This window comes from Nonomuraea coxensis DSM 45129 (genome assembly GCF_019397265.1).
GTDB classification, from domain to species: Bacteria; Actinomycetota; Actinomycetes; order Streptosporangiales; family Streptosporangiaceae; genus Nonomuraea; species Nonomuraea coxensis.
Genome location: NZ_CP068985.1, coordinates 3,039,045 through 3,053,965, shown reverse-complemented (window position 1 = coordinate 3,053,965; position 14,921 = coordinate 3,039,045). Strand labels below are relative to the sequence as shown.

Here is a 14,921-nt window from a genome sequence, read left to right as displayed (position 1 = left end):
CTCCGGCGATCCACCCGGTCGCGCGTCCCCCCTCAAGGCTGCGCGCCGCTGGCTGACGGGGTTATGCCCCTCTCCCCTGCGAGAAAGGCTACCTGGCGGTCCAGAGACTTGTAACCGAAGATAGGAGGCCGTGGCCGATCGGCTACTCGCCCCGGTCGGCCCTGTTGAGGCGGGCGAGGTAGGCGTTGTAGGAGTCGAGTTCGGGGTCGCTCGCGCCCCGGTCCGCGCGCCGGTCGGAGCGGCGGGCCTGCCGGTCGTCGTCGCGGTACCACTGGAAGGCGATGGCCAGCAGCACGATCAGCGTCGGGATCTCGCCGAAGCCCCAGGCGATGGCGCCGCCGTCCTGCTGGGTCTGGAGCAGGGTGTCGCCCCAGGTGCGGCCGAGCTGGTCGTACCAGCCGGAGGCGATGACGGAGCCGGTCATCATCAGCGCGATGCCGAAGAAGGCGTGGAACGGCATCGTGACGAAGAGCATGAGCAGCCGGCCGACGTGCGGAAGCCGGTTGGGGCCGGGATCGACGCCGATGATCACCCAGAAGAACAGGCATCCGCTGACGAGGAAGTGCACGGTCATCCAGATGTGACCGAGGTGCTCGGTCATGGCCGACTCGAACAGCGGCGTGAAGTACAGCGCGTACGTCGAGGCGACGAAGATGACCGTGGCGACGACCGGATGTGTGACGACCTTGGTGTAGCGGCTGTGCAGGATCGTGGTGATCCACTCGCGCGGCCCCCGGTCGCCCTTCCTGGCGGCGGGCTTGAGCGCGCGCAGCGCGAGCGTGACCGGCCCGCCGAGGACGAGGAAGATGGGCACGACCATGGACAGCGTCATGTGCTCGATCATGTGCACGTCGAACATGACCTTGGCGTAGCGGGCCAGGCCGCTCTGGGTGACGAACACCAGCAGCGCCACCCCGGCGAACCAGGAGACGGTGCGGCCCCAGGGCCAGGCGTCGCCGCGGCGGCGCAGGCGTACGACGCCGGCCGCGTAGAGCCCGGCGAGCGCGGCGGCGACCAGGGCGAAGAACAGGTCGAGCCACCACAGGGTGAAGACCCTGCCGAGCGTGAGCTCCGGCGGGAGCGGGAAGCCGAGCAGGTCGTAAGCGCGGTCGGCGGGGATGCTGTAGTCGGGCGGCGGGGTGCGCGACAGCGCGACGGCCAGGCCGACGGTGGCGAGCATGAGCAGCGTCTCGCCGCCGGCCAGCCGGGCGAAGGCCCCGGGCTCGCCGGCCCGGAGCTGGGCGAGCGTGCGCTGGCGGTGCCAGTAGCCGACGTAGCCGAGCAGCACGAACGCGACGATCTTGGCGACGGCGAGCAGGCCGTACTCGTCGGTCCACAGGTCGGAGAGCGCGCCCAGCCGGGCGATCAGCGCGAACACGCCGGACAGCCCGACCCCGGCGTAGCACCAGAGCGCCATCCGGGAGAAGCGGGCGGCGGCCAGGTCGAGCTGCGGCTCGCGGCGCAGGGCGTGACCGGCCAGGACGACCAGGCCGCCCACCCACAGGGCGAGCGCCAGCAGGTGCAGCGCGACCGACGTGGTGGCCAGGTCGTGGTTGGGCGAGGAGGAGGTGTGGCCGGTCAGCGGCGGCGGCAGCATCGTGACGAGGGCGAGCACCAGCAGCCCCGCCGAGGCGCCCGCGGTGATCGCGCCGCGCGAGAACAGCGCGATGGCCACGGCGAACAGCACGACGAGGGTGAGCGCGACGCCCTGCGTGGTCTGGGTGGCGTAGCTGCTGAGCAGGACGCCGTCGAGCACCTGCGGCAGGGTGCGGCCGATGGACTCGGCGGCGCCGAGGACGATGGCGAGGAACGCCGCGCCGGCCCAGGTCAGCGCCGCCCAGGAGGCGGCCTTGACGTATTCGAGCGCGGGGGCGCCGAGCATGCCCTTGTCGCTGGGCAGCAGCGCGGTGGCCATGAGCAGCAGGCCCACGGTGAGCAGGCCGGCGACGTCCATGAGCATCTTGGAGATCGGCAGGCCCCATCGGACCACCGCGCCGGCGTCGGGCAGGCCGGGGATGATCCTGGGGAAGGCCGTGCCGCCGGCGATCATGCCGAGGGCGAGGGCGGCGACCGCGACCGCCACGCCCGCGAGGCCGAGCCGCGCCGCCCTGCTCATGGCTTGCTCTTCCGCGCGCTGAACAGGAAGCCGATGCCGATGCCGACGAGGGCGCCGATCACGATGATCAGCCAGACGGGGAACGACGGGCCGCCGTCCTCGGCCGCCGCCGGTGTGGCGGACGGATCGGTGGCGGCCGACGACGCGGGCGCCGCCTCGGACGGGACCGGCGCGGCCGGCTGGGCGGCCGGCGACGAGGGCTCGGCGCTCGCCGTCGGGGTCTCCTCGGCGGGGGCCTTGACCGTGAACGGGATCTCGCCCTCGATCGGATGGCCGTCGGAGGACACGACGCGGTAGGCGAGGGTGTACTTGCCGCCGGGCAGCGGCGACTTGACCGCCTGCCGGACCACCGCGCCCTCCTGCTCCGGCTCGCCGGCCTGGTATTGGGCGCCGTCGGGCCCGCGCAGCACGACGAACGGCATGCGCACCCGGGCGGTGAACTCCAGCCGGACCTCGTCGAGGGACTCGACCTCGGCTCCCTTGGCCGGGGAGCTGCTCTTCAGCGAGTCGTGCGCCAGCGCGGGGCCGGCCGTGCCGGCCACGAGCAGTCCGGACGCGAGCAGGGCGGCGAGTATCGCGGTGAGGGCCGCGAACGGGGATTTCTTCATGGCACCCCCAGGCTACCGACGCCACTGCCCGGTCCGGACCCCCCTACAGCCCCACGCAGGCGAGCGCCCGCTGGTAGGCCTCCACCGCGCCCTCCGTGTCGCCCAGCTCCTCCATGGTGGCCGCGGTGGCGTACCAGGTGGAGGCGGAGCGGCGGGAGTCGGGCAGCGGCGTGAGCCAGTCGCGCACGGACGCGACGTGCTCGGCGGCCTCCTCCGTGCGGCCGACCGCGCCGTAGACCCGGCCGAGCAGCAGGCCCGCCTCGGCACCGAGCGCGTGCCCGAACTCCGGCAGCAGGTTCCTGCCCAGCTTGGCGTGCTCGACGGCCTCGTCGTAGTCGCCGCACAGGTATTCGGCCATGGCCAGGTCGAGGTTGAGGTGGCAGCGGTCGAAGGTGCTCGTCGAGGTCTGCTCGAACTCGTCGAGCGCGGCGCGCAGCGCGTCGCGCACGGCCGCCGCCTCCGCGGGCCGGGCCGTGAGCCGCTTGCGCAGGAACGACACCCGCATGCGGGCGACGTTGCGCGGGTTGCCGTTCTCCAGCTGCACCGCGAGGGCCCGCTCGGCGAGGGACAGCGCCTCCTCCAGGTGGCCGGTGAGGTAGGCGACGCTGGAGGCGTTCCAGTTGGCGGCGACGATCGCGCGCGGCGTGCCGAGCGCGTCGGCGGCGTTGAGCAGCTCGGCCGCGAACTGGCGGGCGCGCAGCAGGTCGCCGCGCTCGATGTAGGCGGCCAGCAGCGTGGCGCCCAGCTCGACCAGCCCGTCGGCCCAGGGCTGGCGGGTGCTGCCGAGCAGCATCCGCTCGCCCACCTCGACCGCCTTGGTGAGCTGCTCGCTCTCCCGGTAGACGCGGCAGAGCACCATCGCGACCTCGATGCGCCGGTCGGCGGGAAGCTCGCTCTCCTGCAGCCGGAGCAGGATGGCGGTGGCCTCGGCGAGGTCGCCGCAGGCCTCCGTGGCGAGCGCCAGGCCGAACTCCGCCTCTTGACGCAGCGAGGTGAGCCCTGTCAGGTTGTTGTTGGCCAGCAGCTCCGCGAAGCGGTTGCGGGCCTCGGTGACCTCGCCGTTCTCGAGCGCCAGGCGCGCGTACCCGAGGGCGAGCTCGATGTCCTCCATCTGCTCGGCGGTCACGCCGTTGATCAGATAGGACAGCGAGCAGTCGAGTTTCTGGGCCAGCAGCTCCAAGACGGCAGGGGTCGGGGTACGCTTTCCACTCTCGATCAACGAGACGTAACTGTCCGACAACTCGGGATGCGCCAACTGTGCCTGTGACAGGCCGCGTTGTCGCCTAACCGTCTTAATGCGGAGTCCGACTAGGTCAGATGTGGTCACAGTCGTCGCTCCCTGAGAAGATATGTCCGAGCAACTACATAGGCGAGGGAGAACCCCCATGCGTATGCGCATTGCCCTGTCCGCCCTGGTGACCGCGATCACGGTCGTGGTCACCATTGGAAGCAATGTTACGGCCGCGAGTGCCGACACGTCTTCCATCAGTTCCGCCCAGGAGATCTACTGCTGCTGAGCTGAACCGGCACGAGGGGGCGCACGAGCCTTCCGAGCACGAAAACCGCACCGTGACCGCAGGCCGGATCCTCCGCAGGAGCCGGCGTCATCCCGTCGCGTCCCCTCTGCTGTCGCTCCTCCTCCGCATTCCCCGCGCAGCGTGAAGGCGCGGGTTCTGGACACGGTCCAGATCGTCTCCCTCCCTTATCGCGCAGGCCGGCGAATCACGCTGCCTGAGCGAGGGATCGTCATCCGCCTGCCGTCCCGATGCGCCGCCTGCCTTCGAGCCCGGCCACGGTCACCGCAAGCCGCGCCCGCCGCCCGCCGCTCGCCGGCACCCCCCACCCTTCGCCCCGGCCCCGCCGAGACACCGTGCGTACAGCCGGCCGGTGATGGAGACGGCCCGCACACGCCCGAAATGCCGGCGGTCCCACCCGCCGGCTGTCGTCCATCGCGGCCCGGCCGGCGCACGCCCGCCGGGCTTTCGCACGCACGCCCGCGGAAAAAGCCAGGTGGGAACCTTGAGTTGATCTTGCACCAGTGAGGGACAACTCCGTTCCAAGCGAACCTGCAATGATCTTTGAAACTCTCCGGATCGCGGCGCGCAGCCGCAGAACGGTGACGGAAACCGTCCTTCCTGCCGGCCGGTCGCGTGCCGGGCGGGAGAGCGGCCTCAGCCGTTCGTCCACGCACGGGTCCGCACCTTGGGACGTGAGTGGACCCGTGCCTCGCATCGATGGAGAGAGGTAGTTCAGCATGCGCAAATCCAGGATGTTAGCGGTGTCGCTGGCCGCGCTCGCGGTGGTCGCCGCCGGAGCGGTGCCGGTCAACGCCGCTGGAGCGGCCCCGGCCGGGCCGGCGGCGGCGGTGTCCCAGCACGGCTACGACGGGAAGACCGTGTACCGCGGCCTGATCCTCGGGATCGGCCCGGTGGCCGAGAAGTTCCCGGAGATCGGCCGGCCCGCGGGTGGGGTGAGCCCGGTGCAGGCACAGTTCGCCGATCAGCTGATCGCGGCGGTCGAGAAGCAGGACCCGGGCTTCTTCACCACCTTCGGGCAGGACATGGCGAGCGGTGACCGGGTCCGCATCGACAGGGCCTTCACCTCCGCGCAGAACGTCACCCGGGCCGCGATGGCCGAGCGGTTCGGGCTCAAGTCCCAGTCGACGGCGGCCGCGCAGTCCTCGGGCCTGGCGATCTGGGTCGTGGCCGTCTACCTCGGCAACGTCTACGAGATCGTCAACGTGTACAAGGTCGCCAACGCGGTCCGCGAGTCCAACGTCTACGAGATCGAGAACTGGACCGAGTCCGTCGTGAGCAAGGACATGGCCCGGCTCGACCGGGAGCGCTTCGTGAACCTCGTCGCCGAGCGGCTTTCAGCCTGACCATCGGCCCCGCCCGGTCCCCGGAGCCGATCGAGGTGCCGGGCGGGGCCCCTTGACCCCACGGAGACTCCGTTGATCGAAAACGCCGTGGCCAAACGTCTCGGACGTTCACTCCTCGCCATGATCGCCGCATGGGTGGCGGTGATCTTCTATGTGGTGCACACCCAGCTGCCGAGCAACGCCATCCGGCTACCGGGACAGGAGTCGGCGAGGCTGACCATCATCACCCTCACCCCGCAGGGGTGGGCGTTCTTCACCAAATCCCCCCGTGAGCCGCAGGTCGGCGTATGGCAGCGTGCCGCCGGCGGCTGGCGGGACGCCCGGCTCGGCCCGCACTCGGAACCGTGGAACGCGCTGGGCTTCAACCGGCGCTCCCGCTCGCAGGGGCTGGAGCTGGGCATCATGCAGACCGCCGTCCCCGCCGACGCGTGGCGGCCGTGCGAGGGCGACGACGTCAGCGCCTGCCTCGATCGCGCGCCCGTCGCGGTGACCATTCGCAATACTGCGCCGCGCCCCGTCCACTGCGGTCCCGTCGGCCTGGTACAGCGCGACCCCCTCCCCTGGGCGTGGGCCGGGAGCGAGACCGTCATGCCCGCCAAGGTCGCCCGACTGGAGGTCTCGTGCTGATCAGAGCAGGTCGCGCCGCCGCGCGTATCGCGCAGGTGTCGCCTTGGACGAACGTCTACGGCCTGGCCCGTACCCTGATGGCGCTCGGCACCCTCGGAACGCTGCTGTTCAGTCACAGCAGCTCGGTGTTCCGCCCCGCACAGGGCATGCCGGACTACCCCAACTGCAGCGGACTTGCCCGCTTCAGCATCTTCTGCCTGGTTCCCGACGGCCAGCTGGAGCTCGCCCGCTTCCTGTCCATCGGCCTGCTCCTGCTCGTCGTCATCGGCTGGCGTCCGCGTTTCACCGCCCTGGGACACTGGTGGGTCACCGTGAGCTTCATGGCGTCGGCCACCATCCCCGACGGCGGTGATCAGATCAGTGCGGTCATCACCCTGCTCCTGCTGCCCATCGCGTTGCTGGACGGGCGCAGGTGGCACTGGGGGCCACCCGCCGCCGTGAGCGGCCGGCCCGTCCTCACGCTCTTCGCCTGGACCACCTTCTTCGTGATCCGTCTCCAGGTCGCGGGGCTGTACTTCCAGGCCTCGGTGGCCAAGTTGAGCCACGCCGAATGGGCCGACGGCACCGGGCTGTGGTACTGGCTCACCGACCCGTTCTTCGGCATGCCGGGCTGGGCCAGGCCCTGGCTCACGCCCATCCTGATCGACCCGGTCGGCGTCACCGCGATGACGTGGGGACCGCTCGTCATCGAGTTCGCGCTCGCGCTCGGGATGATCGCCCGCCGGCCGGTCAGGCCGTACCTGCTGGCCGCGGGGCTGGCCTTCCACCTCGCCATCGGACTGCTCATGGGCCTCGGCAGCTTCATGCTGGCGATGCACGCCTGCCTGATCCTCTTCCTGCGGCCGGTCGACCTGCCGATCCGGTTCTCCCGCCTGGCGGAGTTCGTTCCGTCCAAGTGGGCGCGGGCGGCGCGGCCGGCGCCGGGCCCTCGGGCGGAGGAGGAGACGGCCGGCCCCGACGGCCCCGCGAGCGACGAGCTGGCTGCGGCCGGCATGGGCGGAACCGGCCCGGCCTCCGGCGGACGCCCGTGACGGCCCGGCCGTCGACCGGGTTGCTGGTCTACGACGGCGACTGCGGGTTCTGCGCCAACGCGCTGAGCCGGCTCCGCGGCGTGCTTCCGGTCTGGCCGCAGGTCGCCGCCTGGCAGGACCTCGACCTCGAGGCGCATGAGCTCTCGCTGTCGCAGGTCACGGGTGCGGCCTGGTGGGTCGAGCCCGGCAGGGCGCCGGCCGGCGGCGCCCTGGCCTTCGCCGCGCTGCTGGCCCGGCAGCCTTCGCGCCGGTGGCGGTGGCTCGGGCGGCTGTTGTCGACGCCCCCGACGTCGTGGGCGGCCCGGCTGGTGTACGTCGTGGTGGCCCGTACGCGACACCGCCTGCCGGGAGGAACCGCCATGTGCTCGATCGGGGGCGACCGGCCTTGACCCGGCGCCACGCGTACCCAACGGTCCAGGAGTCCTCGGTCGAACGGCCGAGGACAGGTGATGCGATCCCATGGAGGGGCTGAAATGCGGAGAATCAGACTGACGGCCGTCGCGCTGGCCGCGGTGACGATGGCCACGGCCGGAGCTGTGACGGTGGGCGCCGTCGAGACGGCTTCGGCCACGACGGTGCAGGAACGCCATGACGGCAAGGCCGTCTACCGTGGCCTGATCCTCGGAGTCGGGCCCGTGGCCGAGAGGTTCCCTGAGCTCGGGCGGCCGGCGGACGCGATGAACGCGGACCAGGAACGGTTCGCCGAGAAACTGGTGGCGGCGGTCGAGGCACAGGATCCGGGCTTCTTCGCCGCCTTCGGCCAGGACATGACCAGTGGCGACCGCGTCCGTATCAACCGGGCCTTCGCCTCCGCGCAGGACGTCACCGGCGCCGCGATGACGGAGCGGCTCGGGGCCCGGGCCGAGCCGACCGCCGCCGAACAGGCGGCCGGCCTGGTCACCTACACCTGGACGACGGGGAACGGCTACGTCTACGAGATCATGAACGTCTACAAGGTCCTCAACGCGATACGGGAGTACAACGTCATCGAGGTGGAGGGCTTGAAGGGCGCCACGCTGGACACGAACGCGGCCCGGATCGACCGGGAGCGCCTGGTGAACCTCGTGGCCGAGCGGCTCACGGCCTGACGCCCGGCCCCGCGCGGTCCCGGCCGATCCGGGATCGCGCGGGGCCGCGCGTGCGTCGCGGGCTACCGGGGCGGGCCCGTGTCGCGCAGGGCGAGGAAGAAGTCGACCCGGTCGGCCATCGTGGACAAGTTCCTGCCGGTCAGCTCCTCGATCCTGCGCACCCGGTAGCGGACCGTGTTGACGTGCACGTGGAGCCGCTCGGCGCAGGCGTTCCACGATCCTGCGCAGTCGAGGAAGACGCCAAGCGTGCGCACGAGGTCGGACTGGTGGCTGCGGTCGTAGTCGAGCAGCGGCGACAGCAGCCGGGCGGCGAAGGAACGGCGCACGTCGCCCGGCACGGTGGCCAGCAGCAGCGCGTGGGTGTAGATCTCGTCGCTGGTCACCACGCCGCCGCCGCGGGCCTCGGCGAGCCGGCGGGCGTGCCCGGCCTCCTCGACGCCGCCCCTGAGCGCCGCCGCCCCGGTGAGCGACCCGCTCAGCCCGGCGCACACGCGGGTGCCCGGCAGCGCGGACAGCACCTCGGCGGCGGCGCGCAGCCGGGCGGCCAGCTCGTCGGCGGTGCTCCCGCGCAGCGGCACCACGGCCACCGCGCCGCCGGCCCCGGCCGCCGCGACGACCTCGCGGCCGAGCAACTCCTCCACGACCTGCCCGCCGAGGGTGGCGGGGTCGGGGCCCCGGGTGGCGCCGGGGCGGGGCACGCTGACGTCGACCACCGCGTACGGCTCGGCCGCGTCGAGGCCGCAGGTGCGCAGGCGGGCGTTGAGCTCGGCCGGGTCGGCGTCGGCGAGCGCGGCCACGACGAGCTGCTCGGCGAGGCGCCGCTCGACCCGGCGGCCCTCCTCCATGCGCGTGCGTTCGAGTCCGACGCAGGCGGCCAGCTCGTAGCCGAGGTCGGCGCGGTCGAGCAGGTCGCCGTCGAGGGCCAGCGCCCAGCCGGCGGCGCGGTGGCCGCGGCCCACGGCGAAGATCGTGCGGCCGTGGGCGCGGGCGGGCAGCCGCGGCGCGGTCAGGTACGCCCGCGCGACCTGCTCGGGCTCGGCCACCGTCCCCACGACGACCTGCCCGGACGCGGTCACGACGGCGCCGGTGACGCCCAGCTCGGCGGCGGTCAGCTCGAACAGCTCGCGCAGGTCCGCGCCCTCGGCGACGGCCGCGACGAGCCTGCGGTGCCGGCCGAGCGCGGCCCGTACGTCGCCGGGCGGGCGGGGCGCGGCGAGCTCGGTGAGCGTGCGGAAGGAGACCTCGGTCGGCACCTCAAGCAGCGGCAGGCCGGCGGCCGCGCAGGCGGCCACGAGGTCGTCGGGCACGTGCCCGAGCAGGGCGGCGCCCGCGCCGACGGCGGCGACGCCGGCCTCGGCGAGGGCGGTCACGAACCGCGCGGAGTCCTCCGGCGCCTGCCGCCACATGAGCCCGGTCAGCACCAGCTCGCCGCCCGACAGGTAGCGCCCCGGCTCGGGCAGGTCGGTGATGTGCACCGTGCCGAACTCGCGGTCGGCGTCGCCGGTCAGCAGCCTCAGCCGCAGGCCGGGAATGTCCAGCAGGTCACGGATCCGCACTTGGAGGAATATACAAGCCGGTTGTTACAGGCTTTGACCGGGATTTCAGCGGCGTGCATAGGACCCGCCACGGGGACGGTGCTCTACTCGGAGGTATGACGGACACGGCGTACACGGCGGGCACGGCGGGCACGGCGTACACGACACCGAGCGGCGTAGGCGAGAGCGCCAGGCGGCCGGACGCCACGCTGAAGGTGACGGGCGAGTTCGCCTACGCCTCCGACCTGTGGATCGACGGCATGGCGTGGGGCGCGACGCTGCGCAGCCCGCATCCGTCGGCGTGGATCCGCTCCATCGACCCCGGCCCGGCGCTGAAGATCGCCGGTGTGCACGCGGTGCTCACCCATGAGGACGTCCCCGGCGAGAAGTTCTACGGCCTGGACTTGAAGGACCAGCCGGTGCTGGCCGTCGGCCAGGTGCGCTACCAGGGGGAGCCGGTGGCGCTGGTGGCCGCCGACCATCCCGAGACGGCCCGCAGGGCGGCCGCGGCGATCGTGGTCGAGTACGAGGTGCGCGAGCCGGTGACCGACCCGCGCCGGGCGACGGAGATCGTGCGCCGCCAGCCGGTACGGGCCGGCGACACCTTCGAGGCGGAGGTCGTGGTCACCGGCGAGTACGAGGTCGGCATGCAGGACCAGGCGTTCCTCGGCCCGGAGGCGGGCCTGGCGGTCCCGGCCGAGGACGGCGGCGTGGACCTGTTCGTCGCCACGCAGTGGCTGCACGTGGACCGCGACCAGCTCGCCCCCTGCCTGGGCCTGCCGCCGGAGAAGGTGCGGCTGACGCTGTCGGGCGTGGGCGGCGCGTTCGGCGCCCGCGAGGACCTGTCGATGCAGGTGCACGCCTGCATGCTGGCGTTGCGCCTCGGCCGCCCGGTCAAGATGAGCTACGGCCGCGAGGAGTCGTTCTTCGGGCACGTGCATCGCCATCCGGCCCGGATGCGCTACGAGCACGGCGCGACCCGCGACGGCAGGCTCGTCTACGTCAAGGCGGACATCCTGCTGGACGGCGGGGCGTACTGCTCCTCCTCCCCCGCCGTGGTGGGCAACGCGGCCTCGCTGGGCGTGGGCCCGTACGAGGTGCCGAACGTGGACGTCGTCGCGACCGGCGTCTACACCAACAACCCGCCGTGCGGCGCGATGCGCGGCTTCGGCGCGGTGCAGGCGTGCTACGCCTACGAGTCGCAGATGGACCGGCTGGCCGAGGCGTGCGGGCTGTCGCCGGTGGAGATCAGGGTGCGCAACGCGGTCACGCAGGGCTCGCGGCTCATCACCGGCCAGCTCATCGACTCCCCGGCGCCGCTGGCGGACATGCTGCGCGACCTGGAGGCCATGCCGCTGCCCGGCGGGCCGCCGGACGGGGATCTGCGGGCGCTGCCGGGCGGGGTGTCCCAGACCACGCACGGCGAGTCGGTGCGGCGCGGCGTCGGCTACGGCGTCGGGATCAAGAACATCTGCTTCTCCGAGGGCTTCGACGACTACTCGACCGCCCGGGTGCGCGTCGAGCTGGTGAACGGCGAGCCGCACGTCACCGTGCACACCGCGGCCGCCGAGGTGGGTCAGGGGCTGGTGACGGTGCAGGCCCAGATCGCCCGGACGGAACTCGGCATCCCCGACGTCACGGTGGCGACGGCGGACACCTCGGTGGGGTCGGCGGGGTCGTCGTCGGCGTCGCGGCAGTCGTACGTGACCGGCGGCGCGGTCCGGGCGGCCTGCGAGGCCGTGCGGGCGCGGTTCGGCGGGCTGCCGGCGCGGGAGGCGCTGGAGCGGTACGGGCCGATCGAGGAGACGCGCGAGTACCGGCACCGGCCGACGTACCCGATGGACCCGGTGACCGGGCAGGGCGACTCGCACACGCAGCTCGCGCTGTGCGTGCACCGGGCCGTGGTGGACGTGGACGTGGAGCTGGGCCTGGTCAAGGTGGTGGAGCTGGCGGCGGTGCAGGACGTCGGCCGGGTGCTGAACCCGCAGGCGCTGGAGGGCCAGATCCACGGCGGGTCGGCGCAGGGGCTCGGGCTGGCGCTGATGGAGGAGATCCAGGTGCGCGACGGCGTGGTGGCCAACCCGTCGTTCACCGACTACCTGATCCCCACGATCCTCGACATGCCGCCCATGCAACTGAAGATCCTGGAAAATCCAGATCCGGCGGCCCCGTACGGGCTGCGCGGCGCGGGCGAGCCCCCGACCCTGTCCTCGACCCCGGCCGTCGCGGCGGCGGTGCGGGCGGCGACCGGGCTCCGGTTGACGCGCGTTCCGATCAGGCCGGAGGATATCGCCTTGTCCTGACGAAAGGGTCTGGCCGGAAGGGCCCGGCCCGACGGGGAGGTGCATCACATGACGAGCGCGCGTGAGGCCGCCGAGGCCGAGTTCCGCCGGTTCGACACCGACGGCGACGGCCTGCTGACCGCCGAGGAGATCCGGAGCGCCAACGAGGCGCTGGGCGGGCAGGGCGCGTCCGAGAGCGAGATCGAGGCGTTCATCGGCTCCGCCGACCGCGACGGCGACGGCACGATCGGCCTGGAGGAGTTCGTCGGGCTCGTCGGCCACGGCAGGCACGAGAAGGCGTGATCTTGTCCGGCGCCGGGTAGGCAACCGGCACTCCCCCTGATCGCAAAAGGGGGGAAGGCGTGCTCGACCGGCTCTTCGAGCTGACCCGGCGCGAGACGACCGTCAGCCGCGAGGTGCGTGGCGGGCTCACCACCTTCATGGCGATGGCGTACATCATCCTGCTCAACCCGATCATCCTGGCCGGCGCGAAGGACGTCACGGGCGCCCAGCTCTCCATCGTGCAGCTGACGACCAGCACCGCGCTGGCGGCGTCGATCTCGACGCTGCTCATGGCGGTCGTCGGCAACGCGCCGTTCGGCCTGGCCGCCGGGCTGGGGCTCAACGCGGTCGTCGCCTACCAGGCCGCCCCCCACATGACCTGGCCCGAGGCCATGGGCCTGGTGGTGCTCGGCGGCTTCGTGATCATCGTGCTGGCCGTGACCGGCCTGCGCACCCTGATCATGAACGCGATCCCGCTCGCGCTCAAGCACGCCATCAGCGTCGGCATCGGGCTGTTCGTCGCGCTCATCGGCCTGGTGGACGCCGGGTTCGTGGCCGCGGGCTCGGGCACGCCCGTGCAGCTCGGCACCACCGGTCACCTGACGGGCTGGCCGGTCGCGATCTTCTGCTTCGGGCTGCTGCTGATGATCGCTCTGTACGCCCGCCGCACCCCCGCCGCCATCCTCATCAGCATCGCGGTGACCGCGGTCCTGTCGGTGCTGGTCAACTCCGTGGCCGAGATCGATCCCCGGTCGTGGGGCGTGGTGACGCCGCGGGTGCCCGAGTCGCTGATCGCCGCACCGGACTTCGGGCTCGTGGGGCAGTTCGACCTGTTCGGCGGGTTCGCCCGCGCGGGGGCGCTGACCGCGGCCGTCGTGCTGTTCACGCTCGTCCTGTCGGGGTTCTTCGACGCGATGGGCACCATCATCGGCGTCAGCGACGAGGCCGGGCTCGTGGACCGCGCCGGCCAGGTGCCGCGCCTCGGCCGGATCCTGACCGTGGACGGCGTCGCCGGCATGGTGGGCGGCTCGGTCAGCGCCTCGGCGAACACGGTGTTCGTGGAGTCGGCGGCGGGCGTCGGCGAGGGCGCCCGCACCGGGCTCGCCAGCGTGATGACGGGGGCGCTGCTCGGGCTGACGCTGCTGTTCACGCCGCTCGCCGGCGTGGTGCCCGCCGCGGCCGCCGCTCCCGCGCTGGTGCTGGTCGGGGCGCTGATGATGATGCAGAGCAGGAACGTGCCCTGGCAGGACGTGGACGTCGCCATCCCGGCGTTCCTCACCATCGCGCTGATGCCGTTCACGTACTCGATCACCAACGGGGTCGGCGCGGGCGTCATCTCCTACACGCTGATCAAGGCGGCCAGGGGCAGGTTCGCGGAGATCCCGTGGCTGCTGTGGGTGGTGTCGCTGGTGTTCCTCGCCTACTTCGCGATCGACTGGCTGGAGCGGCTGTTCGCCTGATCAGCCCATGTCGCCGCTGTTGCAGGCGACGCCGTTGCCGTCGGTGTCGGTGTACCAGGAGTATTCCGCGTGGACGCCCTTGGAGTAGGGGCCGTAGCCGTGGGCGACGGCCTCCTTGCAGGAGGCGTAGCGCGGGTCGTCGCCGCTGCGGCCGGCGTCGGAGGCGGGGGCCGTGGAGCCGGGGGTGGTCGCGGCGCCCGGCTGCGTCCCCTGCGAGGCGGGCGGCGTGGCCGGCGGGGTGGCGGCCGGCGTCGCGCCCGGGTCGGTGCCGGGGTTCGTGGCAGTGCCGGGGTCGGTGCCGGGGTCGGTGCCCGGCTGGGAGGCGGCGGGCGACGCGCCCGCGGCCGGGCCGAGCAGCCGCGCCGTCAGGGCGTCGGCCTCCTCCTTGGTGAAGCCGGCGATGCGCAGGCTGTCGCCGCTCATCGGCTCGGTCACGACGGGCGCGGCCACCACCGTCTTGGGCTGCTCGGGCTGGGCGGGGGCGAGCACCACGGCGAGCTGCCGCTGCTCGGGCTCCAGCTCGTCGACGAGCTCGACCAGCTTGTCCTTGAACCCGGCGGCGACCGCGATGCGGACGGAGTATTGGCCGTCTTTCTCCCTGACCGGCTCGATGCGCTGCACCGACAGCACCGTGACGCCGTCCTCCAGGAGGTAGCAGGTGCGCTGCTCCTCGTCGAGCACCGCCTGCTCGCCGGGGCACGGCGCCGGCTTGGAGTCCTTGACCGGCGCGAAGTGCAGCGGCACCGCCAGCCTGACCGGCGGAGTGCCGCCGAGCAGCGGCTGGTCGGGGTTTCTGGTCATCAGGACCGCGACGGTGCCGAGCACGCCGGCCACGAGCACCACCAGCACGAGCGAGACGATCAGCACGATGGTGGTGAGTCTGCTGGCCTGCGGCTCCCCCGGATCCGCGGGGGGCTGCGCTTCCGGCTTGTCCATCGATGACGTTCCCATCCTGACGTTCGGGCCGCGGTGAGCCTATCGAGGACCAGCCGGGGCAAGGTAATCATGACG

The 14,921-nt window shown here is 72.6% G+C and carries 14 protein-coding genes; 9 read left to right on the top strand and 5 right to left on the bottom strand.

Going from position 1 to position 14,921, the window contains the following annotated elements; all coding sequences use genetic code 11:
* Positions 1-142: 142 nt before the first annotated feature.
* Genes Nocox_RS14170 through Nocox_RS14160 form a run of 3 tightly spaced genes read right to left on the bottom strand, consistent with a single transcriptional unit; the run spans position 143 to position 4,111 of the window.
* A complete protein-coding gene (locus Nocox_RS14170) occupies positions 143-2,116 on the bottom strand; it encodes a bifunctional copper resistance protein CopD/cytochrome c oxidase assembly protein (protein ID WP_020546281.1) in 1,974 nt (657 codons plus the stop codon).
* Complete coding sequence (locus tag Nocox_RS14165) at positions 2,113-2,724, bottom strand: copper resistance CopC family protein (RefSeq protein WP_020546280.1); 612 nt, start codon at positions 2,722-2,724, stop codon at positions 2,113-2,115. Before Nocox_RS14165 ends, Nocox_RS14170 begins: the two co-directional genes overlap by 4 nt.
* A 43-nt stretch (positions 2,725-2,767) precedes the next feature.
* Positions 2,768-4,111, bottom strand: a complete 1,344-nt coding sequence (locus Nocox_RS14160; protein ID WP_085996062.1) for a helix-turn-helix domain-containing protein — start codon at positions 4,109-4,111, stop codon at positions 2,768-2,770.
* Between Nocox_RS14160 and Nocox_RS43700 the strand changes: the two genes are divergently transcribed.
* From Nocox_RS43700 to Nocox_RS14135, 6 genes are all read left to right on the top strand, one after another.
* A complete protein-coding gene (locus Nocox_RS43700; RefSeq protein WP_020546278.1) occupies positions 4,110-4,241 on the top strand; it encodes a hypothetical protein in 132 nt (43 codons plus the stop codon). The genes Nocox_RS14160 and Nocox_RS43700 overlap by 2 nt on opposite strands.
* Before the next feature lie 737 nt (positions 4,242-4,978).
* On the top strand, positions 4,979-5,605 hold the full coding sequence (locus Nocox_RS14155; RefSeq protein WP_084685868.1) for a sporulation delaying protein family toxin: 627 nt from the start codon (positions 4,979-4,981) through the stop codon (positions 5,603-5,605).
* 120 nt (positions 5,606-5,725) lie between these two features.
* A complete protein-coding gene (locus Nocox_RS14150) occupies positions 5,726-6,232 on the top strand; it encodes an SdpA family antimicrobial peptide system protein (RefSeq protein WP_157383378.1) in 507 nt (168 codons plus the stop codon).
* A complete protein-coding gene (locus tag Nocox_RS14145) occupies positions 6,226-7,263 on the top strand; it encodes a sporulation-delaying protein SdpB family protein (RefSeq protein WP_020546275.1) in 1,038 nt (345 codons plus the stop codon). The genes Nocox_RS14150 and Nocox_RS14145 overlap by 7 nt, the downstream gene beginning before the upstream one ends.
* Entirely contained in the window at positions 7,260-7,652 is a 393-nt protein-coding gene (locus Nocox_RS14140; protein WP_020546274.1) for a thiol-disulfide oxidoreductase DCC family protein, read from the top strand. The genes Nocox_RS14145 and Nocox_RS14140 overlap by 4 nt, the downstream gene beginning before the upstream one ends.
* Positions 7,653-7,736: 84 nt before the next feature.
* Positions 7,737-8,351, top strand: coding sequence for a sporulation delaying protein family toxin (locus Nocox_RS14135; RefSeq protein ID WP_020546273.1), 615 nt, complete (start codon positions 7,737-7,739; stop codon positions 8,349-8,351).
* Between the two features lie 62 nt (positions 8,352-8,413).
* Here Nocox_RS14135 and Nocox_RS14130 read toward each other — a convergent pair whose 3' ends face one another.
* Positions 8,414-9,907, bottom strand: coding sequence for a PucR family transcriptional regulator (locus tag Nocox_RS14130; RefSeq protein WP_020546272.1), 1,494 nt, complete (start codon positions 9,905-9,907; stop codon positions 8,414-8,416).
* 95 nt (positions 9,908-10,002) lie between these two features.
* Here Nocox_RS14130 and Nocox_RS14125 point away from each other — a divergent pair, with 95 nt between their 5' ends.
* From Nocox_RS14125 to Nocox_RS14115, 3 genes are read left to right on the top strand one after another with little or no spacing between them, the layout of a single operon-like run.
* The gene (locus Nocox_RS14125; protein WP_020546271.1) at positions 10,003-12,189 is read left to right on the top strand and encodes a molybdopterin cofactor-binding domain-containing protein; all 2,187 of its coding nucleotides are present in this window, start codon (positions 10,003-10,005) and stop codon (positions 12,187-12,189) included.
* Positions 12,190-12,237: 48 nt separating this feature from the next.
* Positions 12,238-12,471: an EF-hand domain-containing protein gene (locus Nocox_RS14120; protein ID WP_020546270.1), complete on the top strand. Its 234-nt coding sequence runs from the start codon at positions 12,238-12,240 to the stop codon at positions 12,469-12,471.
* A 59-nt stretch (positions 12,472-12,530) separates the two neighbouring features.
* The gene (locus Nocox_RS14115; protein WP_020546269.1) at positions 12,531-13,910 is read left to right on the top strand and encodes an NCS2 family permease; all 1,380 of its coding nucleotides are present in this window, start codon (positions 12,531-12,533) and stop codon (positions 13,908-13,910) included.
* Here Nocox_RS14115 and Nocox_RS14110 read toward each other — a convergent pair whose 3' ends face one another.
* Entirely contained in the window at positions 13,911-14,846 is a 936-nt protein-coding gene (locus Nocox_RS14110) for an excalibur calcium-binding domain-containing protein (RefSeq protein ID WP_026214968.1), read from the bottom strand.
* Positions 14,847-14,921 lie beyond the last annotated feature (75 nt).